Consider the following 24,177-nt stretch of genomic DNA (forward strand, 5'->3'; position numbering starts at 1 on the left):
TGCCACGACCTCGTCGACGAGTCCGATCGCCAGGGCTTCTGCTGCGCCGACGAACCGTCCCGTGAAGATCATGTCCTTGGCTTTCGCCGGGCCGACGAGACGCGCAAGGCGCTGCGTGCCGCCGCCTCCGGGTATCACACCGAGAAGCGCTTCCGGGACACCGAGTTTCGCGTTGTCGCCCGCGATGCGACGATCGGCACCGAGCGCCACCTCGAGTCCGCCGCCGAGCGCATATCCGGTGATCGCCGCGACCGTCGGCTTGGGGATCTCGGAGATCGAACCGAGCGCGCGCTGCAGACGGCCGGCGACCTTCGACATCTCCGCGAACGTCATGTCGGTCATCTCTTTGATGTCTGCACCTGCGGCCAGCACCTTGGGGCCGCCGTAGACGACGACCGCTTTGATGTCGGAGCGATCGGTCGCCTCTCGTGCTGCGGCCTCCAATTCTGTCTGGACCTGGCGGTTCAACGCATTCATCGGGGGCCGGTTGAGCAGGATGGTTCCCACTCCGGGATGGTCGTCGGAGGTTTCGAGTGTCACGAACTCAGGCATGGTCGAAGGCTACCGTTCACGACGCCGGGCTCGTGATCTGGGCCACCACTGTCACCTGTGCCCACCTACAGTGGCTCATGGTCCCGTCCGCGTCCACGTCCGCCACCGGAGAGCCGGTTGAGCTCGCCGTCGGCGACCGCATCATCCGCCTGTCGAGTCCCGACCGCGTCTACTTCTCGGACCGCGGCGAGACCAAACTCGATCTCGCGGAGTACTACATGTCCGTCGGCGACGGCATCGTGCGCGCGCTGCGTCGGCGACCGTGCATGCTCCATCGATTTCCCAAGGGTGTCGACGGCAAGAAGGTCCACCAGAAAAGGGTGCCCGCCGGCGCCCCGGACTGGTTGGAGACCACCGAGATCTACTTTCCGCGGTTCGGCCGCACCGCCGACGAGTTGTGCGTCACGGAACTCGCCAGCGTCATCTGGGCTGTGCAGATGTCGACGGTGGAATTCCACCCATGGAACTCGCGGTGTTCGGACCCCGAACTGCCCGACGAATGGCGCATCGACCTCGATCCCATGCCGGAGTGCACTTTCGACAGAGTTCAGCGGGTGGCGCACATCGCCCACGAGGTGCTCGACGAGCTCGGTGTGCGCGGCTTCCCGAAGACCTCGGGAGGACACGGCATGCACATCTACGTGCGCATCGAGCCGGAGTGGAGTTTCGCGCAGCTTCGTCGAGCCGCGTTGGCGTTCGCCCGGGAGGTGGAGCGACGAGCACCCGACGAGGTCACCACCGCGTGGTGGCGCAAGGATCGAGACCCCGCGGCGCTGTTCGTCGATTACAACCAGAACACCCGCGACCACACGATGGCGTCCGCGTACTCGGTGCGCGGTAACCCGCGCGCGACCGTGTCGGCGCCGATCATGTGGTCGGAAGTCGACGACGTGGCACCTGACGACTTCACCATCGCCACCATGCCCGCCCGGTTCGCCGAGACCGGCGACCTACACGCGGAGATCGACGACGTCGCCTACCGCATCGACACGTTGCTCGAGTGGGCCGAACGCGACGAACACAACGAGACCGACAAGACCGTCGACCTCGACGGTTGACCGGGCAGTCCGTTGTCCGACACGGACGCTCGATCGACGACGAAGGTTTTAGTCTCGACGTCTGTCAGAGCTTGATGTCGGGAACACCCTGGTCGGACATGCTCGCGAAGTAGTCGTCCGACCCGGCGAAACTCAAGCCCCGTATGCCGTGACCGGCACTCACGCTCGGCTCGATCGGTTCGATCGTGCGTTCGGTCGCGAGCAATGCTGAGACGGAGTCGAATCGCGCGACCTCGGTGAGCTGCGACCATGTGGGTGGCAGCAGGAAGTGTCTGCCCGCGGCCCATGCGTCGATGGCGTCAGCGGCACCCACCCAGCGGGCGACGTCGGCCTCGGAGGTCGCGTCGTCGGCGATCTGCCCGTCGGGCATGGCGGCCAGGAAGAATCGCGTGTCGTATCGACGCTTCTCGTTCTTGGGGGTGATCCAGTGAGCCAGTGGACGGAGCAGGTCGGTGCGCAGGGTGAGGTCGTGTCCGCGGAGGAATTCGGCGAACGAGATCGTCTTGTCGACCAGCTTCTCGCGCTCTCCGCGCAGCGTCGTCGGATCGGCGAAGGAGCCGTCGGGACGTGACGCGAGCAGCACACCGCACTCCTCGAATGTCTCGCGCACAGCGGCACAGACGAGCGCCTGAGCCAGTTCTTCCGTGGTGCCGAACTGCTCGGCCCACCACGCGGCGTCGGGACCGGTCCACGCGAGGTCGGCGTCGGCGTCGCGCGCGTCGACACCACCGCCGGGGAACACTGTCATGCCGCCCGCAAAAGCCATCTGCTTGACGCGGCGTTGGAGAAAGACCTCGATGGAATCGTCACCGTCCCGTACCAACACCACGGTGGCGGCGTCGCGCAGCGGTGCGACGGATTCCGTGGACTGTGGCGCGGTGGTGTCGGGCATCTCGGTCTCCTCGTCTGGGTACTCGATGCACACCTGTGGTGCGCATCACCAGAATCGACCCTATCGCTGCTGACCGGCACTCCGACGATGGGATCCCGGACGCCGCGACCGACGTGCGAAGAAGCGGGAGCCGTCCTTGGTCAGCGTGATCTGCTGACGGAACGTGTCGGAGAGGTTCTTGCTCGTCAAGACGTCCTCGAGCAAACCCTGCGCGACGACACCACCTTCGGACAGCAGCATGACGTGGGTGAAACCCGGCGGGATCTCCTCGACGTGGTGGGTGATCAGCACCGTCGCCGGCGCGTCGGGATCCTGGGCGAGCGTCGACAGCCGATCGACGAGTTCCTCGCGCCCTCCCAGGTCGAGGCCGGCAGCGGGTTCGTCGAGCAATAGCAGTTCCGGATCGGTCATGAGCGCCCTGGCGACCAGCACACGTTTGCGTTCGCCCTCCGAGAGCGTGCCGAAGCGACGATCGGCGAGGTGCTCGGCACCCATCGACTCCAACGATTCGACGGCCTGCGCTCGGTCGACGTCGTCGTAGTCCTCACGCCAGCGACCCAATACCGAGTACCCCGCGGAGATCACCACGTCGCTGACGATCTCGTCGGCGGGCACCCGATCGGCCAGCCCGGGACTGCTCACACCGATCCGAGTCGACAGCTCTCGAACCTCCACGCGGCCGAGTGGTTCGTTCAGCAGATAGGCGGTGCCGGAGGTGGGGTGCAATTCGGCGGCAGCCATGCGCAGCAACGAGGTCTTGCCCGCCCCGTTCGGTCCGATGATGACCCACCGCTCGTCGAGCTCGACCTGCCAGGTGATCGGCCCGACGAGGGTCTTGCCGCCGCGCACGAGGGTCACGTCGCGAAAATCGACGAGCAGATCCGGGTCCGAGGTTGCTGTGTCGTTCACCCGTCCCATCGTGCCCTACTCCGCGGGCTCGCAGATGCCCGACACAGACTTCTCCCCGACGTGTTCGCCCTCACCGAAATGGGCCGACGGAGGGAATACCTTCGACGCCGCGATCCTTGCCCTAGGTATGTCCGTTGATCTTTCCATTCTCGACCTCGCCCAGGTCGGCCGCGACGAGACCGTCGCCCAATCCCTGGCTGCCTCAACAGAAATGGCCACCAAGGCCGAACAGTGGGGCTACCGGAGGATCTGGTACGCCGAGCATCACAACATGCGTTCGATCGCCTCGTCGGCGCCCGCTGTACTCATCGCTCACGTCGCTGCGCACACCTCGACCATCCGCCTCGGAGCAGGCGGCGTCATGTTGCCCAACCACGCGCCGCTGACGATCGCCGAGCAGTACGGCACTCTCGCCGAATTGCACCCCGGCCGTATCGATCTCGGCCTCGGCCGTGCGCCTGGCACCGATCAGCAGACCTTCACCGCGCTGCGCCGCGACATCGCATCGGCCGACCGGTTCCCGTCGGACGTGCTCGAATTACAGGGATATCTGCGTGGTGAGTCGCGAATCCCCGGGGTCGGCGCAACACCCGGCTCCGGAACCGACGTGCCGCTTTACATCCTCGGCTCGTCGCTCTTCGGAGCACAACTGGCCGCAGCCCTCGGTCTCCCCTACGCGTTCGCCTCGCACTTCGCACCGCAGGCGCTCACCGAGGCCGTCGCGCTCTACCGCGAACAATTCCAGCCATCCGACGTCCTCGCCGAACCGTATGTGATCGCGGGCGTCTGTGTGATCGCCGACGACGATCCGGACGTCGCCGCGGCCCAGCTGCGTCAGGCCAAACGGCAGCGGGTCACCGCTCTCCTCGGTCGTGGCGGGCGGCAGTTCACCGACGAGGAGGCCGACGCCATCCTCGACATGCCGCAGGGCAGGCAGATCGATTCGATGCTGACCTACGCGGGCGTGGGCACGCCCACCCAGGTCCGTGACTACCTCGACTGGTTCGCCGGACACGCTGACGCCGACGAGTTGATCGTTGCGTCCATCGCGCCCGACCGAGACGTATGGCTGAGCACGCTCGGTCACCTGGCGCCGGCGCTGAGTCCGTCGACGCCGTCTGCGTGACCTGCTCTGACCGACACCCGGCCAGCCGCGAAAGCACACCGTCGGCAATCAGGTCATACGCCACCGGCATCGATGTATGATCAACCTCGTCGAGTGATGTGACGGCCCATACCGTCGCATCGTGGGAACACGAGTCGCGATGAGGAGTTGTCGATGTCCGACCTGAAGGTCCGCAGGGTCCGGTTCGATCTCGCGGGCGACGACATACCGTTCAACTGGCACCCGCAACGTCCGGCATTCGCCATGCAATGCAACGTCGTCTCGTTCTTCGCGCCCGGTTTCGAGAAACTGATCGTGCAGTCGACACGTGAAGCACTGCCCCTCATGCGCGACCCCGAGATGGTCGACGAGGCGACCGACTACATCAAGCAGGAGGGCCAACACACTGCCGCGCATCTGGCCCATCTGCGCGCGCTGATCCGTCGTTGGCCCGGTCTCAAGGACACGATGGACGAGGTCGTCGCCTCCTACGACCGCCTGCTCGAGACGAAACCACTTGCGTGGCGGCTGGCATACGCGGCGGTCGTCGAAGCGACATTCACACCGTATTTCCGGGTCTTCCTCGACCACGACGACAAGCTGTTCGAACCCGGCGACGAGCGTGTCTCCTCGTTGTTCATCTGGCACTTCGTCGAGGAGATGGAGCATCGCAGTTCGGCGCTGAAGGTCTACGACGCCGTGCACGACAGCTACCTCTACCGGGTCAAGACCATCGCGGGCGTGGTGAAACACATGAACGAGATGCTCACGATCGTCGGCGAGGGGTTCCGCGCGCATGTGCCCGTCGGCGAAGGTGGCGAGTTCGCCGAACTCATCCCCGCCGGAGTGACTCTCCGGTCGATCGCCGACGTCCGCCGATTCACGCGGGCGCACCCCGAATACGACGCAACCTATGCGGGCGTACCCGCGCGCGACCTGGTGGAGATGTTCGTGGGACTCGTGCGCTCACAGGGGCCAGGGCACGACCCGTTCTACGAAAGGCTCCCCGCCTTCGCAGCCCGCTGGTTCCGGCGCTACGACGAGGATCCACGTGCGGCGGCACGCTGGTATTCGATCGGCGTGGGTGAGATCGCGAAGCGGGTGCCCGACGGTCAGGGGGACGGGCGGGCGGTGGAAGCCACAACCTGACTCGCGCCGCGGTTGCCGTTCGATCGGCACCGACAAGGTGACCATCGTCGCCGACACACGCGGCTGCTCGCTGCTTCTGATGGATTACCGCGGTTCGTGCAGCGCGAAGTCGGCGAAGTCGAATCCTGGAGCGACGATGCAACTGACCAGCGCGGCGGAGTCTCCGACAGCGCGCGCCCGCTGCCAGTGACCCGGAGGCACCAGCGCCTGCGGCCGATGACCGGACTCGACATCCGGCCCTACGACGACGGTCTCGACGTCGCGGGGCTCGTCGGCGTCACCACCGAGATCCAACTCGACCGCCGCACCCCGATGGAACAGCCAGATCTCGGCACCTCGCACGGTGTGCCAGGCAGATTCCTCACCCGGCAGCAGCAGGAAGTAGATCGCTGTGGCGGCGGCGCGCTCACCGATGTAGCCGTCAGGCAGCACTGTGGACGGAATGTCGACCGCACTGCGCCAGGTCTCGCGGAACCAGCCGCCCTCCGGATGCGGTCGGAGATCGAGGCCGAGCGCCCACTCCGGCAGTCGGGACTCACTCATCGGCCACTTCCCTGTCACCGAGCGCGTCGTCGGCGCCAGTGATGACCTCGGCGATCACGGTGACCGACCCGGGAGCGATCTCGGTGAAGCCTGCGTCGCGGACGGCGACGGCACGGCCGTCGCCGTCCGCGGTCAGCAGATCGTGCCAGCGAGCTGCCGAGGCGAGACAGACCTGAAGCGGACATCCGGCATCGCGCCACGCACGCGCCGATGCTTCGTCGAGAAGAGTGACGGCGAGCATCGACCCGTGACCGACCTGCGCCGCGAGCTTGCCGACGGTCATCTCGAGTTCGGGATTGACCCACAGGCACACGCCGTCACCATCGGGCGTAGACGGGAGCGTTCCCGCGACGTCCGTTCCGCCGATCTGCAAACGCGCGATTCGACGGTCATTGTCCCCTACCCGTCCCGGCACGAACGCGCGAGCCTGCGCGTCGCCGTCGGACGCCGTGATTCCCCACACCTCCTGTGCCGCAGCCCACTGTGTGCCGCGCGCGCGTCGTGCGATCTTGCGGATTCGTGCGTCACACCATGCCGACATCGATGCTGCCCACGGGCCGTCGCCGCCGGATCGGTCGTCGAGGCACAACAGTGCAACGGCTCGTGCCGACGCCGTGAGCAATTCTCTCCGGTCGGGCGGATCGGTCTTCTCGATCCGCAACACCATCTGCATGGCCAGGACGTCGGCAGGGTCGTCGGGGTCGTCGGCGCCGCCCACGTAGTCGACGAGTCGCCTGTACGCGTCCCGAAACGGATCACCGTCCGGGCCATCGGGTCCTGCTGCTGTCATGGCAGCGGAACACGCCGCATGACGCCGTCGGCGGCGTCTGCTGCCTCGATCTCATCGCGCGTCACGCCGAGGATGAACAGCACGGCGTCGAGGAACGGGTGATTGAGCGCAGCGTCGGCGACCTCGCGCAATGCCGGTTTCGCATTGAACGCGATTCCCAGTCCGGCAACCGACAGCATGTCGATGTCGTTGGCCCCATCGCCCACGGCAACCGTCTGCTCCATGGGAACGCCGACCTGATCGGCGAACGCACGCAACGCGCGTGCTTTGCCCGGTCGGTCGATGATCTCGCCGATAACGCGGCCGGTGAGCTTCCCGTCGACGATCTCGAGGGTGTTGGCGCGGACGAAGTCGAGTTCGAGGTCGTGTGCGAGCCCGTCGATCACCTGACGGAACCCGCCGGACACCACTCCGCAGCGATAACCGAGGCGGTGCAGGGTCCGAATAGTGGTCCGGGCGCCGGGAGTCAATTGCAGTGACGCAGCCACCTCGTCGAGCACTCGTGCATCCAAGCCCTCGAGCGCCGCCACACGTTCACGAAGAGACTCAGCGAAGTCGAGTTCACCGCGCATCGCTGCCTCGGTGACAGCCGCAACCTCTGCCTCACGACCAGCATGCGCCGCGAGCATCTCGATGACCTCACCCTGAATGAGTGTGGAGTCGACGTCGAAGACGACGAGCCGCTTGGCGCGCCGCGCCAGACCGCCACGCTCGACGGCGATGTCGACGCCGTACCGGGCAGCGATGCCTGCGAGTCCTTTGCGGAGGTCGGCGTCGGCGGCGACGCTGTTGCGGCGTCCTTCCACACTGACCATCAGCTCGAGCCCGGTCACGGGGTAATCAGCAACTCCACGGATGGAATCGATGTTGCCGCCCTGGCCGGCGAGTTCTGCCGCTACCGCCCGGAAGGCCCTGGCCGTGACCGGACTTCCGAGGAGAACCACGGCGTGGGTCGACGGTCGGTGGCCGGCAGGCGTACCACCGACCTCGACGATCACGTCCATGCCGATCGACCCCATCGCCTGTTCGACGACGTCCTGTACCTCTTCGGGATCGGTGTCGACCGAGACCATGACACCGAGCGTGAGGCGATCGTTGATCACCACCTGCTCGACATCGAGCAGGCTCACCTGCTGCGCCGCGAGTGCGCCCATCAGGACGGACGTGACGCCAGGCTTGTCCGGACCGGTGACCGTGATCAGTACCGGTGTGGGTTGCACCATCGAGACGATGTGGGAACGACGATCAGCGGTCGCGGTCCCCGGATGCCTCGTGGCTGCCGGTGGTCAGCGGATCGCGTCGGATATCCTCGGCCACCCTGCTCTCGTGGCCGTGGCCACCGCCGACGTGCGCTTCCGCACGCATGCGTTCGACCATGTGCGGATAGTGCAGCTCGAACGCCGGACGCTCCGACCGGATGCGGGGCAGCTCGGTGAAGTTGTGACGCGGCGGCGGGCAGCTGGTCGCCCACTCGAGCGAGTTGCCGAAGCCCCACGGGTCGTCGACGGTCACGACCTCGCCGTAGCGGTAGCTCTTAAAGACGTTCCACAGGAACGGCAGCGTCGAGAGTCCGAGGATGAACGCGCCGACGGTCGAGATCTCGTTCAGGCGGGTGAACCCGTCGGACGGGAGGTAGTCGGCGTAGCGACGCGGCATGCCCTCGTTACCCAGCCAGTGCTGCACGAGGAAGGTGGTGTGGAAGCCGATGAAGGTCAGCCAAAAGTGCCACTTGCCCAGTCGCTCGTCGAGCATGCGCCCGGTCATCTTCGGGAACCAGAAGTAGATGCCCGCGTAGGTGGCGAACACGATGGTGCCGAAGAGCACGTAGTGGAAGTGCGCGACGACGAAGTAGCTGTCGGAGAGGTGGAAGTCCAGGGGCGGGCTGGCGAGCAGCACACCGGTGAGGCCACCGAAGAGGAACGTCACGATGAAGCCGACGGAGAACAGCATCGGCGTCTCGAACGTGATGTTCCCCTTCCACATCGTGCCTATCCAGTTGAAGAACTTCACACCTGTCGGCACCGCGATGAGGAACGTCATGAAGGAGAAGAACGGCAGGAGCACCGCACCGGTCACGTACATGTGGTGCGCCCAGACGGCCACCGACAGCGCCGCGATCGCCAACGTCGCGTACACGAGTCCGGAATAGCCGAAGATCGGCTTGCGACTGAAGACCGGGAACACCTCGGAGACGATGCCGAAGAACGGCAGCGCGATCACGTAGACCTCAGGGTGTCCGAAGAACCAGAACAGGTGCTGCCAGAGGATCACACCACCATTGGCGGGGTCGTAGAGGTGTGCACCGAACTGGCGGTCCACCTCGAGTCCGAGTAGCGCCGCGGTCAGCAGCGGGAAGATCAGCAGGATCAGCACGCTGGTCACCAGGATGTTCCAGGTGAAGATCGGCATGCGGAACATGGTCATGCCCGGTGCGCGCAGACACACGACGGTCGTCACCATGTTGACCGCACCGAGGATGGTGCCCAGACCCGAGACACCGAGACCCATGATCCACAGGTCGGCGCCGACGCCCGGCGAGTGAACGGCGTCGGTCAGCGGGGTGTAGGCGGTCCAACCGAAGTCGGCGGCACCGCCGGGGGTCAGGAAGCCACCGATCGCGACGGTCGACCCGAACACGAACAGCCAGAAGCCGAATGCGTTCAGTCGCGGGAACGCGACGTCGGGCGAGCCGATCTGCAGTGGGAGTACGAAGTTGGCGAAACCGATCACGATCGGCGTCGCGTACATCAGCAGCATCACGGTGCCGTGCATCGTGAAGAGCTGGTTGAACTGCTCGGTCGACAGGAACTGCATGCCCGGGTGGGCGAGTTCGGCGCGCATCAGCAACGCCATGAGACCGCCGATCAGGAAGAACGCGAAGCAGGCGGTGATGTACATCATGCCGATCAACTTGTGATCGGTGGTGGTGATCAGCTTGTAGATGAAAGAGCCCTTGGGCTGGTAGCGCGCCGGGTACGGGCGCGCTGGAGCCACATGGGTTGTGGGCTGGTCTACCGCGGTCACAGATCCTCCTCTAACCGACCGTGAGCTCGGGACGGCAACGAACGAAAAACTACCGCTGGCAATGACACACCGAGCGCTGGTTACCGATCGTAGCCCCTTGGACCCGGCTCAGCCGACTGGGTCCTACGATCTGTCGTACAAAATCTGTCCCACCCCCGATACGGCCAGTTCACCGGCCATATCCTGGCCTCCACTCGACGTGTCGCGCGCGGGCTTTCGGGGTGTCACCGCCCATGGCCAGGACCGTGACGGTCTGCTCCGGGAACGGCGGTGTCGCGATGCTAGGTTGATCTGCGTGTCACGCGGGAAGCAGAGTGCGGGCGGTGCGGGCCGTACACGCAAGGTCGGTGGGCGCCTCGGCGCCCTGGTGGTCGCGAGCACGCTCGCCGTCGCACTGGCCGGTTGTTCCGACGACAACACGGCACTGACCACACCCGACGGCAAGACCATCAGCACGACGACGACCCGGATCGCCGACGTGAACGTGGTCTCGCCCGACCGGGATTACAGCAAGACATGCCTGGCACCGACCCCCGCCGACGATCCTCAGACCGACGTCAAACGCATCGTGGTCACCGATCCCGCCCTGCTCGACGCCGTCTGCGCGCTCGGCATCGGCCCCAAGGTCGTCGCCGTGACCAGCGCACCGGGCAGCATCCCTGCCTATCTCGGTCCGCAGCTGACGTCTGTACCCACCATCGGCTCCTCCCCCGACGCCTCCTCCGTCGGCACCGCGGCACCCGACATCGTGCTCACGACTCCGGACACCTCGACGTCGGCCAAAGCCTTCGGTTCGGCCAGGGTCGCCACCATCGACCCCGCGGACTGGGAGAAGCAATTCATCGCGGTCGCCGACGCACTCGGGCGGACCTCGCAGGGCCCGCGTCTGATCGACGAGTTCCGGACCGAGGCACAGAAGACCGGCACCCGGATGGATGCCGCACACTCGCAGGTCTCGCTGGTCCGGTTCGGCAAGGATTCCGAAGTCCTGGCGGGAACCGACAGCTTCGCGGGGCAGATCCTCTCGTTGGTCGGGGTGCAGCGACCGGCCGCGCAACGCACCGCCGGCCCCACGGTCCTCACCGACAAGAATTTCAAGGACGCCGACGCAGATCTCATCTACGTGTCTTTCGAGGGCGCCGACGGTCTCACGCACGGCAAGGAAGTGCTGCTCAGCGACCGATGGTTGGACATGGGCGCACCGACGTGGAAGCGCGTGCTCATCGTCGACGACGACGTCTGGTATCGCAGTTCGGGGCTCGCAGCCGCCTGGCTCGTCCTCAACGACGTGAAGGGTTCGCTCAACGGCAACTCCGGAAGCTACTGACGCCCACTTCGGGCCGCCCTCTGCTGTCGCGCGGCGCGCACCTGATCGATTCACCGTGATCGCAAGGCTTCCCGTCGGCGTACGGCGTCGGCAAGGCACCAGCCCCTTCGTCACCAAGACCAGTTCGCTGCGGGGATTCGTGTTCGACGTCGCGACCGGTCGTCTCACCGAGGTCGACTGACCCGGTGCCGATGCGGCGTCACGGCCAACCCGGAGCGGACTCGACGGTTCCGTCGTCGATCGCGGCGACGAGTTGGGCGTGGTCGCGTTCGGTCTGGTCCGCATACGCCCGCGCGAACGCCACGACGGATTCCTCGGAACTGGCGGAACTCCCGAAGTACTCGTCGATCGTCCTGGCGTCACCGCTGCGTGCGTGTGCACGCGCGAGGACGTGCCCGCATGCACTCGCGAATGCTCCGAGACGCGGTGCCACGGATTTCCCGTCCGGGATGACCTTCCCGTCACGGAACTGGCGGACGTAGAAGTCCCAGTCCCGAATCGTCGACCACCCGAGAAACGAGTCCGAAGCGCTCTGGATCAATCGTTGGCCGTTGACGACGCGTTGCCCGTGGTTGGGATACACGCTGGGGCCGAGGAACTTCTCGTATACCGACGGAGCGGCCTGTTTGATCTGGAAGAAGAGCGGATCACCGGTCTGGTGCTCCTCGGTCAGTGTCAGATAGACACGCATACCGACACTGCCGACGCCGACCACCTGCTGCACGATGTCGACGAGGTCGAAGCGGCGCAGCAGGGCCGCGATGTTCTCCTGAACCGATCCGTAGTAGCTGACCAGCACGTCGTTGAGCACATCGTCGAACTCCGACAGCGAGTGGACGCGATACGGGGGTGCTTCGGTGATCATGCGTCGACCATCGACGAGGTGGGTGAACTTCTTCGACGTCCCCCTGTTGCTGCGCTTCTTGGCCCGTTTGCTGATGTATTTGTCCAACTGCGAGCCCTCTTCGGGCGCGAGATAGCCCGCGAGGTCGTCGGCCGAGACCTTCGCCGACCACACGTCGAGGATCGGCCACGTCGCGTACGTCGCGATCGACGAGCGATAGCCGGCGAATCCCCTGCGCACAGCGTCGAGTGCCGTCTTCTCGTCGACGTCGTTGTCCCGGGCGAGTACGACGAGGCTCGTGAGGAACCGCAGCAGATCCCATTCGAACGGGCCGGGCAGTGTCTCGTCGAAGTCGCGCAGGTCGAAGGCCAGTGTCCGCTCGGGCGTGTTCCACATCCCGAAGTTCAGAACGTGCGCGTCGCCGCACATCTGGACGTGGATGCCGGTGTCGGGCCGCGACGCGAGGTCGGCGGCCATCACCGCGGCCGCTCCCCGATAGTAGGTCCAAGGCGAAGCCGACATCCGTCCGTGCCGCATCGGAACGAGTCGCTGGTCGCGGATCTCGTTCTGCGCCAGAATGGTCTGCAACGCATCGTGGCCACGCGTCGCCGGATCCCAGTCCCCCAGTGACGTGCGCGGCACCTTTTTGCGCGCCGCCTTGCCCAGGGACACCTCGGTGGTGTCGTAGCGGTCGGTCCGGCGGCCAACGCGGCCGACTGCGTGGAAGGCGTGCCGGCGGCAGTCGGCACCGATGGAAAGTGCGCGACGCCCTGTGCCTCGGTGTCGGACGTGTCTGCCGATGTGCTCATCCAACCAGTGTGGCGCGGGTGGCGTCCGAGCGTGCGGTGCGCATCCACGTCGGCGGAACCGGACGCGGCTGCCGATCGCGCCGCCACGACGTGTCCGACCCTGCCGTTAACCTCGATGCATGGCATCCACCAGCAGGCAAGGCGGATGGCACATGCTCTGGCGCCCGGGCATCGGCTTGGCCGTGTGGCTCGAGCACGACGCCCGACTGCCCGACGATCTCGCTCAGTTGCTGGCGGGCAAGCGATTCCGCCGTGACATCGGGATCATCGGACCGAGCGGACGCCGCGAGTTCGTCTCAGCGATCACCCTGGGTACCTCGTCGGCCGTCGCCGTCCTTGATGCCTCGCGGTCGTTCTCCGTGGCTGGTGACGTGCGGTGGTATCGGATGATGCTCGACGGCGTGCGCCGATTCGTGGCAGCGGGATCGGTCGCCCCCACCGTCGCCGACCTCTCGGGCGAGACCGTCGTCCGCTGGGTGCCGATTCCCACCGCATCGTGGCGTAGTTGGTTCACCGTCATCAGCGCAGGCGCGCCGGATGCGCTCGTCGACAACGGCGGAGCCGAGGCCCTCGCCGACCTCGCCGATGAGTTCGTCGATCATGAATGCCGTGCCCGACTGAGCGCCTCCGAGGTCAGACTCGGACCGCTGCGCCCGACGACACCGTTCGTCTCAGCACTGGTCGGCGACGCCGCGGCACCCGCTGCAGCGCGCGGGCCCGCCGCACAGACTGCGTGGGGCCAGTGGGCAGGCAGCGCGCCCCGCGACGAGTCACTGCTCGTGTTCCGCCTCTTCGAACCGGAGGACCTGCCCGACCGCGACGACCTGTTCGATGCCTGGGACGACGAGCCGCTCCCCGATGTCCGGTGGCGACTCCAGGTGTGTCGACGCGCACCAGACGGCCACACCGAACCTGTTGCGCCACATCGCCTCGACGCGCACGAGCTCGACCAGGTGACCACCGAACTGGCCTCCGCGGTTCGAGCGTTCGGTGAGCTGTCCCACGCGGAACCCGACCGCAACACCCTCGACTTCCTGTTGCCGACCGACATCGTCGAACAGCTTCTGGCCACGGGTACCGCCCTCTTGTCCGACGCCGGGTTCCCGGTCCTGCTGCCACGCTCCATCGCCGACGTGCGCCCGACACTCGGCCTGCGCGCCGCCCCGGTGCCCGGCGGCGGCGCACCAGCGCGCATGGTCGGATTGCGCGAGATGCGTGAGTTCGAGTGGCGCCTTGCACTCGGCGATGGACCGGATGCGATCACCCTCACCGACGCCGATCTCGACGAACTGTCAAGGCAGAAAGGCGATCTCGTTCGCATACGCGGCGTGTGGATGCGGGCCGAGGGAGCAGCACTGACCCGCGCCGCCACGTTCATCCGCACCCAACGCGCGTTACGCGACTCCGGGACACCCGCCGACATGGGCGAGTTGTTCGGCCTCGTCACCGACACCGCCGGCACGCTTCCCGTGCCCGTCACCTCGGTACGCGGGCTCGGCTGGCTCGACGACCTCGCCGACGGCTCCGCGCTCCGGCCCGTTCCGGTGCCGACACCGACCGGGCTCGTCGCCCGATTGCGTCCCTATCAACAACGGGGTCTCGACTGGCTCGCGCACCTCAGTGCCCTCGGCATCGGCGGCGTCCTCGCCGACGACATGGGCCTGGGCAAGACCATCCAGGTGATCGCGCTCCTGTGTGCCGAGCGTGACGTCGATGACTGCGGGGCAGGGACGACGCTCGTGGTCTGTCCGATGTCGTTGGTGGGCAACTGGTCCCGCGAACTGAGCCGTTTCGCGCCCGGGCTGCGTGTCCACGTCCACCACGGTTCCGACCGCTTGCGGAGCACTTCGTTCGCCGCCGTGGTCGCCGACACCGATGTGGTCATCACGACCTTCGCACTCGCCGCGCGCGACCGCGAGATCCTGGCCGCACACACGTGGCGACGCGTCGTCGTCGACGAGGCCCAGCACGTCAAGAATGTGCGCACCGCGGCCGCGAAAGCACTGCGCGCGCTTCCGGCGCGGCATCGCCTCGCACTCACCGGTACCCCGGTGGAGAACCGACTCGAAGATCTGAGGGCGGTGATCGACCTCGTCAATCCCGGGCTGTTGGGGTCTGCGTCGACGTTCCGAGCGCGTTTCGCCGAGCCGATCGAACGAGACCGCGACCCGGACGCGCTGCGCCGGCTCAACCGCACGACCCGACCGTTCATCCTGCGACGGGAGAAGACGGATCCGGACATCGTCGGCGATCTTCCCGAGAAGACGGAGATCACCGTGCGCGCCAACCTCACTGTCGAGCAGGCGGCGCTCTACCGCGCGATCATCGACGATCTGATGGCCGCACTGCGCGACAAGCAACAGCGCGCGATGCGCAGAAGAACCGTGCTCGCCGCGCTGACCCGCCTCAAGCAGGTGTGCAATCACCCAGCGCATTACCTCGGTGATGGATCGCCGATGATGCGTCGCGACAGGCACCGCTCCGGCAAACTCGAATTGCTCGGCGACATCGCGACAACTCTGGTCGCCGACGGCGACAAGGCACTCGTCTTCACACAGTTCGCGGCGTTCGGCGAGATGCTCGCCGCCTGGCTCTCCGAACAGGTCGGCGCTGCGATCCCGTTGCTGCACGGAGGTGTTGCCCGCACCGAGCGCGACCGAATGGTCGCCGAATTCCAGGGCGACGACACGTCTGCGCCCGACGGTCCGCCGATACTCGTCGCAACTCTCAAAGCCGGTGGCACCGGGCTGAACCTGACGGCTGCCACGCACGTGGTGCACGTCGACCGCTGGTGGAATCCCGCGGTCGAGGACCAGGCGACCGACCGCGCGTACCGCATCGGCCAGCATCAGCGGGTGCACGTACGCCGATTCGTGTGCGTGGGCACGCTCGAGGAGCGGATCGACGACATGATCGCCAAGAAGCGCGAACTGTCGCGGCTGACGGTGTCGGCCGGCGAGAACTGGATCGGCGACCTCGGCGACGACGAGTTGTTCGACCTGTTCCGACTGCGCGACGAGGCGGTCAGCGAATGAGCGGACAGATGCTGCGCGGACACGTCCCGCACTGGCACACCACCGTCGGACGAGGAATGAGCACACACACTCGATCGCGACGAGGAGGTCCGAGGCGATGAGACGGAGTACGGTGCCGGTGCGCGGCTACGGGGTGACCCGCTGGGCGCGTGCCTTCGTCGACGTCGTGGAAGGTCGTACCGACATCACGGGCGAAGGCGGGCCGCGAAGCGACTCCGTCACCGAGTCAGCGGACAGTCGTCGAATCGGTAAGGCGCGAAGCTACTTTCGCGATCGCCACGTACACCGCCTGTCGATTCGGCCCGGGCAGGTGACCGCCTCGGTCGAGGGGAGCCAGCTCGAGCCCTTCGAGGTGATCCTCTCGATGCGGACCGTCGACGTCGACACCGTCGCCGCCCTGCTGCGCGATCGCGGCGGGGTCGGCGAGTTGATGGCGGTGGCTCGCGGTGAGCAACCGCCGGTCGTCGGCGAGCTGCTCGGGCCCACCGAATCGGCCGACATCGCCTCGCACTGCACGTGCCCCGACGAGGCGGTCAGGTGTATCCACGTACTCGCCGTCGCCTACGAGGTGGCCGCCGAGATCGACCGTTCGCCCGTCGCGCTGTTCACTGTCATGGGAACCGACCTGTCGTCTCTGCTCGATGCGCTCGGTGAGCAGGGTTCGAATGCCACCGAGTCCGATCGCGGCGACGACGAATCCGCGCCGCTCGGTCGCACCGACTTCTTCGGCGACCGTGCAGCGCTACCACCGCTCCCGAGACCATCGCGGACCAGCCCGCTCACCGATCTCGACGGCATCGCACTGCGCGCCGCGTTGCGGGCCTCGGGAGTCGCACCCGGCGACATCGCCGAGGCCATCGACGAACTGGGCGACCTCTACGACCGACTCATCGACGAGTGATCAGAAGTCCCAGTCCTCGTCCTCGGTGTTGACCGCCTTACCGATGACGTACGAGCTACCCGACCCGGAGAAGAAGTCGTGGTTCTCGTCGGCGTTGGGCGACAACGCCGACAGGATCGCAGGGTTCACGTCGATGTCGTCGCGCGGGAACATCGCCTCGTAGCCGAGATTCATCAGCGCCTTGTTCGCGTTGTACCGCAGGAACTTCTTGACGTCCTCGGTCAGCCCCACCTCGTCGTAGAGCGCCTCGGTGTAATCGGATTCGTTGTCGTAGAGGTCGAACAGCAGCTCGAAGGTGTAGTCCTTGAGCTCCTGACGACGCTCGGGTGTCTGCGTCTCGAGTCCGCGCTGATACTTGTACCCGATGTAGTACCCGTGCACGGCTTCGTCGCGAATGATCAACCGGATGAGATCAGCGGTGTTGGTCAGCTTGGCCCGGCTCGACCAGTACATCGGAAGGTAGAAACCGGAGTAGAACAGGAACGACTCGAGCAGGGTCGAGGCGACCTTGCGCTTGAGCGGATCGTCGCCGCGGTAGTAATCCATGACGATCTGCGCCTTGCGCTGGAGTTGCTCGTTCTCCTCCGACCACCGGAACGCCTCGTCGATCTCCTTGGTGGAACACAGCGTCGAGAAGATGGAGCTGTAGCTCTTGGCATGCACCGACTCCATGAACGCGATGTTGGTCAACACCGCCTCCTCATGAGGTGTCGTGGCATCGGGAATCAACGAGACGGCACCCACCGTGCCCTGGATGGTGTCGAGCAGCGTCAAACCGGTGAAGACACGCATCGTGAGCTGCTTCTCGTAGGCGGTCAACGTGTTCCACGACGGGATGTCGTTGGAGACCGGGACCTTCTCCGGCAGCCAGAAGTTGCCGGTGAGGCGGTCCCACACCTCCGCGTCCTTCTCGTCGGGCACGCGGTTCCAGTTGATGGCCGACACACGGCTCACCAACTTGATCGGTGCGCCGTCTGCTGGGCTGTGGCTTTCGGTGGAGGTCATCGGGTCTCCTCTGGGAAGGTTCTGCCAAGGTCTCGAGAGTGGAGGACGGTCATAGCATGCAGCTGACGCAGCCCTCCACCTCGGTGCCCTCGAGAGCGATCTGACGCAGTCGGATGTAGTACAACGTCTTGATTCCCTTGCGCCACGCGTAGATCTGAGCCTTGTTCACGTCACGTGTGGTGGCGGTGTCCTTGAAGAACAGGGTGAGACTCAAACCCTGGTCGACGTGCTGCGTCGCGGCGGCGTAGGTGTCGATGATCTTCTCGTAGCCGATCTCGTACGCGTCCTGGTAGTAGTCCAGGTTGTCGTTGGTCATGAAGGGCGCCGGATAGTAGACGCGCCCGATCTTGCCCTCCTTGCGGATTTCGATCTTGGCCGCCACCGGATGTATCGAACTCGTCGAGTGGTTGATGTAGCTGATCGACCCGGTCGGCGGAACCGCCTGCAGGTTCTGGTTGTAGATGCCGTCACGCTGCACGGCCGCTTTGAGTTCACGCCAGTCGTCCTGGGTGGGGATGTCGATCTCGGCCTCCGCGAACAACTCCCGCACCCGTTCGGTGGCAGGTTCCCACACCTGTTCGGTGTACTTGTCGAAGAACTCGCCACTTGCGTACTTCGAGTTCTCGAAACCGGCGAAGGCATGGCCGCGCTCACGGGCGAGCGCGTTCGAGGCGCGGAGCGCATGGAACAGCACGGTGTAGAAGTAGATGTTCGTGAAGTCGACGCCCTCGTCACTGCCGTAGAAGATCCGCTCCCGCGCGAGATATCCGTGCAGATTCATCTGCCCCAGACCGATCGCGTGGGATTCGTTGTTGCCCTTCTCGATCGACGGCACCGAGGTGATCGCGGTCTGATCGCTCACCGCGGTCAGGCCACGGATGGCGGTCTCGATGGTCTGACCGATATCCGGTGAGTCCATCGTCTTCGCGATGTTCAGCGACCCGAGGTTGCACGAGATGTCTTTGCCCACATGTGAATACGACAGATCGTCGTTGTAGGTCGACGGAGTCGACACCTGCAGGATCTCCGAACACAGGTTGGAGTGGGTGATCTTGCCGTCGATCGGGTTGGCCCGGTTCACCGTGTCCTCGAACATGATGTAGGGGTAGCCCGATTCGAACTGCAGCTCGGCGAGGGTCTGGAAGAACTCGCGCGCCTTGATCTTGGTCTTGCGAATCCGACGGTCCTCGACCATCTCGTGGTACTTGTCGGTCACGTTGATGTCGGCGAACGGCACGCCATAGACGCGCTCGACGTCGTACGGGCTGAACAGGTACATGTCGTCGTTGTTCTTGGCGAGCTGGAAGGTGATGTCGGGGATCACCACGCCGAGGCTGAGCGTCTTGATGCGGATCTTCTCGTCGGCGTTCTCCCGCTTGGTGTCGAGGAAGCGGTAGATGTCGGGATGATGTGCATGCAGGTACACCGCGCCAGCCCCCTGGCGCGCGCCGAGTTGGTTGGCGTAGGAGAACGAATCCTCGAGCAACTTCATGATCGGGATGACGCCCGAACTCTGGTTCTCGATCTTCTTGATGGGTGCGCCGTGCTCGCGGATGTTGCTCAGCAGAAGCGCAACACCGCCGCCGCGCTTGGACAGCTGTAACGCCGAATTGATTGCGCGCCCAATGGATTCCATGTTGTCTTCGATACGCAGCAGGAAACAGCTCACCGGCTCGCCCCGCTGCTTCTTGCCCGAGTTGAGGAAGGTGGGTGTCGCCGGCTGGAAGCGCCCCTCGATGATCTCGTCCACCAGCGCGCGCGCCAGCGACGTGTCGCCGTCGGCGAGCGTCAGCGCGACCATGCACACACGGTCCTCGAAACGTTCGAGGTAGCGCTTGCCGTCGAAGGTCTTGAGCGTGTAGCTCGTGTAGTACTTGAACGCGCCGAGGAACGTCGGGAAGCGGAACTTCTTACCGTACGCATGCCCGAAGAGCAGTTTCACGAACTCGCGATCGTACTTCGCGAGTACCTCCGGCTCGTAGTAGTTCTCCTCGAGCAGGTAGTCGAGCTTCTCGTCGAGATCGTGGAAGAACACCGTGTTCTGGTTGACGTGCTGCAGGAAGTACTGATGCGCAGCCTCGCGGTCCTTCTCAAACTGGATCTTCCCGTCGGCGTCGTAGAGATTCAGCATCGCGTTGAGCGCGTGGTAGTCGAGCTCACCCGGGTCGTGACCCGCCGGACCGTTGTGCACCCCCGACAGACTCGCGGAGGTCGTGGTGTCGGGGACGGTGGATTCCGAGACGGATGCGGTAGGCGACACGAAGAGACTCCTCGGAGATGGATGCGTATGGAGATGGATGCGTATGGAGGGCTGTGCGGAGCGAAAAGCAGGGACGGAAGACGCTATGAGGGATACCGGGTATGTGGTCGAGACGGGTATGTGTCAAGACGATAGCTGGCGCTACCGACACTCAGACGCGGACGTTGACGGCCGTCTCGGGATCGACGAAGGCGTCGCTGTGCGCGAAGTCGGCCAGCCCGCTACGGACGCGGTCGACGTCGTCGGAAGTGCCCATGAGCTCGAATCGGTAGAGATACGGAACCGAGCACTTACGCGAGATGATGTCGCCGGCGAGACAGTACTCCTCGCCGAAGTTCGTGTTCCCCGCGGCAATGACGCCACGGATCAGCGAACGGTTGTGTGTGTTGTTCAGGAATTTGATGACCTGCTTGGGCACGAACCCGTTGCTTCCCGTCGACGACGGTTTGCCGCCACCGTAGGTGGGACAGATCAGAACGTAGGGCTCGTCGACCTCAAATGCCGCACCCCCTCGCCGCCCACCGTCGAGAACCGGGATGCGCGCGACACGCATTCCCAGCTTCTCGACAAACCGATGGGTGTTCTCCGACACCGATGAGAAGTAGACGATCAGCGGTGACTCGAGAGACGGTTGCGGCGTGAGAGATGATGCTGTGAGAGACATTCGATCCGGCTTCCCCTTCGGATCGTGATGCGGAGACTTCAGGCTGCGCGTGTTGCCAATGCTTTGATGCGGTCGAGACGGAAGCCCGACCAGTGCTCTTCGTCGGCGACGACGACGGGCGCCTGTAGGTAACCGAGAGCCATGACGTAATCGCGAGCGTCTGCATCCTGGGTGATGTCGACGACCTCGTACTCGATCCCTTGCTTGTCGAGAGCCTTGTAGGTGGCATTGCACTGCACGCAGGCCGGCTTGGTGTAGACGGTGATGGCCATCAGATTGCTCCTCGGTCGTGGTGAAGTCGTACTGCCTCAGATGGTTCTCCAGCGTGAAGATAGTGATTTGAGTCACCGACCTCACCGCCGTCTCTGAGGGTTATGAGCGATCCCCGTCGTCGGCCTTGCTGGTGTTCCAAACACTACACCTTGTGTCTGACATTTGGTTGAACCACTAGAGGTTGTAATCACATTGATGAAAGTCGCAGGTCGCAGGCCTACGCGATCGTGAACTCCGGCGTGTCACCTCGGGGAATGCGGCAGCCGCCCGCGCCAGAACTCACACATGTGTGATTCTTCCGACACGGGCGGCGGCGACACGGCGGCAGCGAGACGCCGGGTCAGGCGGCGACGGTGACCTCGGAGCCGAGCACGCGCACGGCGTCGACGGCCTGACCAACCACCTCGACCGGCAACTGGCCCGACTCGCCGAGCTGGCTTCCGGACAGTCCGAACTCGACCTCCTCGACGACCCGTCCGCCCGCGATCTTCACCGACTTGCGAATGTCCTCCCGCGACCAGACTCCGCCGAACCGGCCCAGCGCGGCGCCGATCACACCGACAGGCTTTCCGGTCAACGCTCCCGCGCCGTACGGTCGCGAGAGCCAGTCGATGGCGTTCTTCAGCACCGCGGGTGCCGAACCGTTGTATTCGGGCGTGACGATCAACACGGCGTCGGCGGCGGCGACCCGCTCCCGCAGCGCGACGACCTCGGCGTCGAGGACACCCCCATCCGATCCAGGCGCATGGTCGATGTCCTCGTTGTAGAACGGCACCCGCGCGATGTTGTCCACGACGCTGAACTCGATACCCGCGGGCGCGTTCTGCACGACCGCGGCCGCGAGTTGCTTGTTGATCGACCCGGATCGGAGGCTACCGACCAAGACTGCGACTGTGATGTTCTGACCTGTCACGCGATTTCTCCTCTTTGCGGCGTTACACTTACTCAAGTAAACGGACCACGGTCCGATTTGTTTCCAATCCAGAATTGGGTCCGCACGCCGGATCCGTCAACCGTTAGGCTCATCACATGCGTAAAGACGTCGAGGGAGGACTTCCGTCACTGCAGTTCACTCAACCGGACAGCGTCGAGCGCGCCGACGCAGCGCGTAACCGGCGGCTGCTCCTGGCTGCCGCGAAGAACCTGATCGACAACCATGGCGCCTCCGCCGTCACCATGGACGCCGTCGCGCGGGAGGCAGGAGTCGGTAAGGGCACGGTGTTCCGACGGTTCGGCAGCAGAACAGGGTTGATGTTCGCGCTTCTCGACCACTCGGAGTCGGAGCTGCAACAGGCGTACCTGTCGGGACCGGCGCCCCTGGGACCGGGAGCCGCCCCATTGGACCGGCTCCTCGCCTACGGCGCGGCGCGCGTGAGGATGAACGCGGCCCACCTCGACATCCTGCTCGAAGCAGATCTGCCCGGTGCCGAGTTCTGGACACATCCCGTGTCGCGCGCGTCGAGCATGCACGTCCAGATCCTGCTGCGACAGTTGGGTTTTTCCGATCCTGTCGAGGTGAGCGCCATCGCGCTACTGACACCTCTGGGCGCCACGGCGCTCAAGCACCTGACCGAGGTCGTCGGGCTCGACCTCGAGACGATCATCACACAGTGGCAGACGATGGTGACCGCGATGGTCGACGGAGTGAGGCGCGGCTGAGCCCACGCCGAGATCGCCTCGACGCGCGCGGCGAGGTGATCGGCCCTAGCCTTGGTTTCACCATGGGAAGGGATGGATCGTGAAGGCAGTCATCATCGGTGCGGGTATGGGCGGCATGAGTGCCGCGATCGCGCTCAAGCAAATCGGGTTCGACGTCGAGGTCTACGAGCAGGTGACCGAGAACAAGCCCGTCGGTGCAGCGATCTCGGTGTGGTCCAACGGCGTCAAGTGTCTCAACCACCTGGGACTCGAGAAGGAGACCGCGGCGCTCGGCGGGATCGTCGACACCATGAGCTACGTCGACGGCCACACCGGCGACACCATGTGCAGGTTCAGCATGCAGCCGCTCATCGACGAGGTCGGGCAGCGTCCGTATCCCATCGCGAGAGCCGAACTGCAACTCATGCTCATGAACGCCTACGGATTCGACGACATCAACTTCGGGATGAAGATGGTGTCCGTCGAGGACGGGCCCGACGCGGCCACAGTGCACTTCGCCGACGGGACGAGCGCCAGTGGCGACATCGTGATCGGGGCAGATGGTGCGAAGTCGTTGACGCGCGAATATGTGCTCGGCGGACCGGTGACCCGTCGCTATGCGGGATACGTGAACTTCAACGGCCTCGTCGGCACTGATCCCGCGATCGGGCCGTCGACCGAGTGGACGACGTATGTCGGTGACGGCAAGCGGGTTTCGGTGATGCCGGTGGCAGGTGACCGCTTCTACTTCTTCTTCGACGTGCCGATGCCGGAGGGGCAGCCGTTCGAGCGGGGCACCGCCCGCGAAGTACTCGCCAAGGAGTTCGACGGCTGGGCCGACGGCGTTCAGACACTGATCGAGAAACTCGACCCGGCCACCACCAATCGGGTCGAGATACTCGACCTCGACCCCTTCGACACCTGGGTCAAGGGGCGTGTCGCGGTGCTCGGCGACGCCGCGCACAACACCACTCCCGACATCGGGCAGGGTGGGTGCTCGGCGATGGAGGACGCGGTGGCCCTGCAGTTCGCGTTCCGGGATCATCCCGACGACGTCCATGCGGCGCTCGCCGACTACGCGGCTACGCGCACCGAGCGGGCAGGAGACCTCGTGCTGCGCGCCCGTAAACGCTGCGACGTGACGCACGCCAAGGATCCCGAGAAGACCGAGCAGTGGTACGCCGAACTCCGCGAAGAGGACGGCACCAACATCATCCGCGGAATCGTCGGAAACATCGTCGGCGGTCCCGTCACCTGAGCGACCCCGTCACCTGAGCGACCCCGTCACCTGAGCGACCCCGTCACCTGGGCGACCCTGTCACCTGGCCGGTCGGGTCACCGAGACGGTTCGCGCAACCGATGGTGCCTCCCCATCGGCGCGGGCGCACGACTACTCCCC

Annotated in this window: 21 protein-coding genes and 1 pseudogene; 9 read left to right on the forward strand and 13 right to left on the reverse strand. The window is 65.3% G+C overall.

All coding sequences use genetic code 11. The features are described 5' to 3' along the window. Nucleotides 1–552 (reverse strand): enoyl-CoA hydratase/isomerase family protein (locus tag GOOTI_RS21280; protein ID WP_007240677.1); only part of this gene is annotated, 552 nt, incomplete at its 3' end. Between the two features lie 77 nt (nt 553–629). Here GOOTI_RS21280 and ligD point away from each other — a divergent pair. Further along, nucleotides 630–1,610 carry a non-homologous end-joining DNA ligase gene (ligD, locus tag GOOTI_RS21285; RefSeq protein ID WP_039994538.1) on the forward strand — a complete coding sequence of 327 codons (981 nt, stop codon included), beginning with the start codon at nt 630–632 and terminating at the stop codon, nt 1,608–1,610. 64 nt (nt 1,611–1,674) lie between these two features. On the opposite strand, the gene GOOTI_RS21290 is transcribed toward ligD, so the two are convergent. Together GOOTI_RS21290 and GOOTI_RS21295 are read right to left on the reverse strand one after the other, a co-directional pair. After that, complete coding sequence (locus GOOTI_RS21290; protein WP_039994539.1) at nt 1,675–2,502, reverse strand: NUDIX hydrolase; 828 nt, start codon at nt 2,500–2,502, stop codon at nt 1,675–1,677. Between the two features lie 60 nt (nt 2,503–2,562). Further along, nucleotides 2,563–3,420, reverse strand: a complete 858-nt coding sequence (locus tag GOOTI_RS21295; protein ID WP_007240680.1) for an ABC transporter ATP-binding protein — start codon at nt 3,418–3,420, stop codon at nt 2,563–2,565. Nucleotides 3,421–3,538: 118 nt separating this feature from the next. Between GOOTI_RS21295 and GOOTI_RS21300 the strand changes: the two genes are divergently transcribed. Then, entirely contained in the window at nt 3,539–4,537 is a 999-nt protein-coding gene (locus tag GOOTI_RS21300; RefSeq protein ID WP_007240681.1) for an LLM class flavin-dependent oxidoreductase, read from the forward strand. Between the two features lie 153 nt (nt 4,538–4,690). Continuing rightward, the gene (locus GOOTI_RS21305) at nt 4,691–5,665 is read left to right on the forward strand and encodes a metal-dependent hydrolase (RefSeq protein ID WP_007240682.1); all 975 of its coding nucleotides are present in this window, start codon (nt 4,691–4,693) and stop codon (nt 5,663–5,665) included. Nucleotides 5,666–5,749: 84 nt separating this feature from the next. Here GOOTI_RS21305 and GOOTI_RS21310 read toward each other — a convergent pair whose 3' ends face one another. The 4 genes from GOOTI_RS21310 to ctaD are packed head-to-tail and all read right to left on the reverse strand — an operon-like array spanning nt 5,750 to nt 10,022. Beyond that, a complete protein-coding gene (locus GOOTI_RS21310) occupies nt 5,750–6,208 on the reverse strand; it encodes a cupin domain-containing protein (RefSeq protein WP_007240683.1) in 459 nt (152 codons plus the stop codon). Continuing rightward, complete coding sequence (locus GOOTI_RS21315) at nt 6,201–6,998, reverse strand: aminoacyl-tRNA hydrolase (protein ID WP_007240684.1); 798 nt, start codon at nt 6,996–6,998, stop codon at nt 6,201–6,203. The genes GOOTI_RS21310 and GOOTI_RS21315 overlap by 8 nt, the downstream gene beginning before the upstream one ends. Continuing rightward, on the reverse strand, nt 6,995–8,221 hold the full coding sequence (gene serB / locus GOOTI_RS21320) for a phosphoserine phosphatase SerB (protein ID WP_007240685.1): 1,227 nt from the start codon (nt 8,219–8,221) through the stop codon (nt 6,995–6,997). Before serB ends, GOOTI_RS21315 begins: the two co-directional genes overlap by 4 nt. Before the next feature lie 22 nt (nt 8,222–8,243). After that, nucleotides 8,244–10,022 carry an aa3-type cytochrome oxidase subunit I gene (gene ctaD, locus GOOTI_RS21325; protein WP_007240686.1) on the reverse strand — a complete coding sequence of 593 codons (1,779 nt, stop codon included), beginning with the start codon at nt 10,020–10,022 and terminating at the stop codon, nt 8,244–8,246. Between the two features lie 295 nt (nt 10,023–10,317). Here ctaD and GOOTI_RS21330 point away from each other — a divergent pair, with 295 nt between their 5' ends. Then, nucleotides 10,318–11,349 carry an ABC transporter substrate-binding protein gene (locus GOOTI_RS21330; protein ID WP_007240687.1) on the forward strand — a complete coding sequence of 344 codons (1,032 nt, stop codon included), beginning with the start codon at nt 10,318–10,320 and terminating at the stop codon, nt 11,347–11,349. An 85-nt stretch (nt 11,350–11,434) separates the two neighbouring features. Further along, nucleotides 11,435–11,530 (forward strand): annotated as a pseudogene (locus tag GOOTI_RS25405) (carbonic anhydrase); the annotation flags it as partial. Nucleotides 11,531–11,548: 18 nt separating this feature from the next. Here GOOTI_RS25405 and GOOTI_RS21335 read toward each other — a convergent pair. After that, the gene (locus GOOTI_RS21335) at nt 11,549–12,865 is read right to left on the reverse strand and encodes a DUF2252 domain-containing protein (protein WP_007240688.1); all 1,317 of its coding nucleotides are present in this window, start codon (nt 12,863–12,865) and stop codon (nt 11,549–11,551) included. 256 nt (nt 12,866–13,121) lie between these two features. Between GOOTI_RS21335 and GOOTI_RS21340 the strand changes: the two genes are divergently transcribed. Further along, a complete protein-coding gene (locus GOOTI_RS21340; RefSeq protein WP_039994537.1) occupies nt 13,122–16,037 on the forward strand; it encodes a DEAD/DEAH box helicase in 2,916 nt (971 codons plus the stop codon). 97 nt (nt 16,038–16,134) lie between these two features. Next, nucleotides 16,135–16,938, forward strand: a complete 804-nt coding sequence (locus tag GOOTI_RS21345; protein WP_007240690.1) for an SWIM zinc finger family protein — start codon at nt 16,135–16,137, stop codon at nt 16,936–16,938. Here GOOTI_RS21345 and nrdF read toward each other — a convergent pair whose 3' ends face one another. From nrdF to GOOTI_RS21370, 5 genes are all read right to left on the reverse strand, one after another. Beyond that, nucleotides 16,939–17,943, reverse strand: coding sequence for a class 1b ribonucleoside-diphosphate reductase subunit beta (gene nrdF / locus GOOTI_RS21350; RefSeq protein WP_005174658.1), 1,005 nt, complete (start codon nt 17,941–17,943; stop codon nt 16,939–16,941). Between the two features lie 49 nt (nt 17,944–17,992). Then, a complete protein-coding gene (gene nrdE, locus GOOTI_RS21355; protein WP_007240691.1) occupies nt 17,993–20,203 on the reverse strand; it encodes a class 1b ribonucleoside-diphosphate reductase subunit alpha in 2,211 nt (736 codons plus the stop codon). A gap of 151 nt (nt 20,204–20,354) precedes the next feature. Further along, nucleotides 20,355–20,867, reverse strand: coding sequence for a class Ib ribonucleoside-diphosphate reductase assembly flavoprotein NrdI (nrdI, locus tag GOOTI_RS21360; RefSeq protein ID WP_007240692.1), 513 nt, complete (start codon nt 20,865–20,867; stop codon nt 20,355–20,357). Nucleotides 20,868–20,905: 38 nt separating this feature from the next. Then, the gene (nrdH, locus tag GOOTI_RS21365) at nt 20,906–21,139 is read right to left on the reverse strand and encodes a glutaredoxin-like protein NrdH (protein ID WP_007240693.1); all 234 of its coding nucleotides are present in this window, start codon (nt 21,137–21,139) and stop codon (nt 20,906–20,908) included. A 341-nt stretch (nt 21,140–21,480) separates the two neighbouring features. After that, entirely contained in the window at nt 21,481–22,053 is a 573-nt protein-coding gene (locus GOOTI_RS21370; RefSeq protein WP_007240694.1) for an NADPH-dependent FMN reductase, read from the reverse strand. Nucleotides 22,054–22,169: 116 nt separating this feature from the next. Between GOOTI_RS21370 and GOOTI_RS21375 the strand changes: the two genes are divergently transcribed. After that, entirely contained in the window at nt 22,170–22,799 is a 630-nt protein-coding gene (locus GOOTI_RS21375; RefSeq protein WP_007240695.1) for a TetR/AcrR family transcriptional regulator, read from the forward strand. 79 nt (nt 22,800–22,878) lie between these two features. Continuing rightward, nucleotides 22,879–24,036, forward strand: coding sequence for an FAD-dependent urate hydroxylase HpxO (hpxO, locus tag GOOTI_RS21380; protein ID WP_007240696.1), 1,158 nt, complete (start codon nt 22,879–22,881; stop codon nt 24,034–24,036). Nucleotides 24,037–24,177 lie beyond the last annotated feature (141 nt).

Origin of the sequence: Gordonia otitidis NBRC 100426, from assembly GCF_000248075.1 — a bacterium.
Taxonomy (GTDB): Bacteria; Actinomycetota; Actinomycetes; order Mycobacteriales; family Mycobacteriaceae; genus Gordonia; species Gordonia otitidis.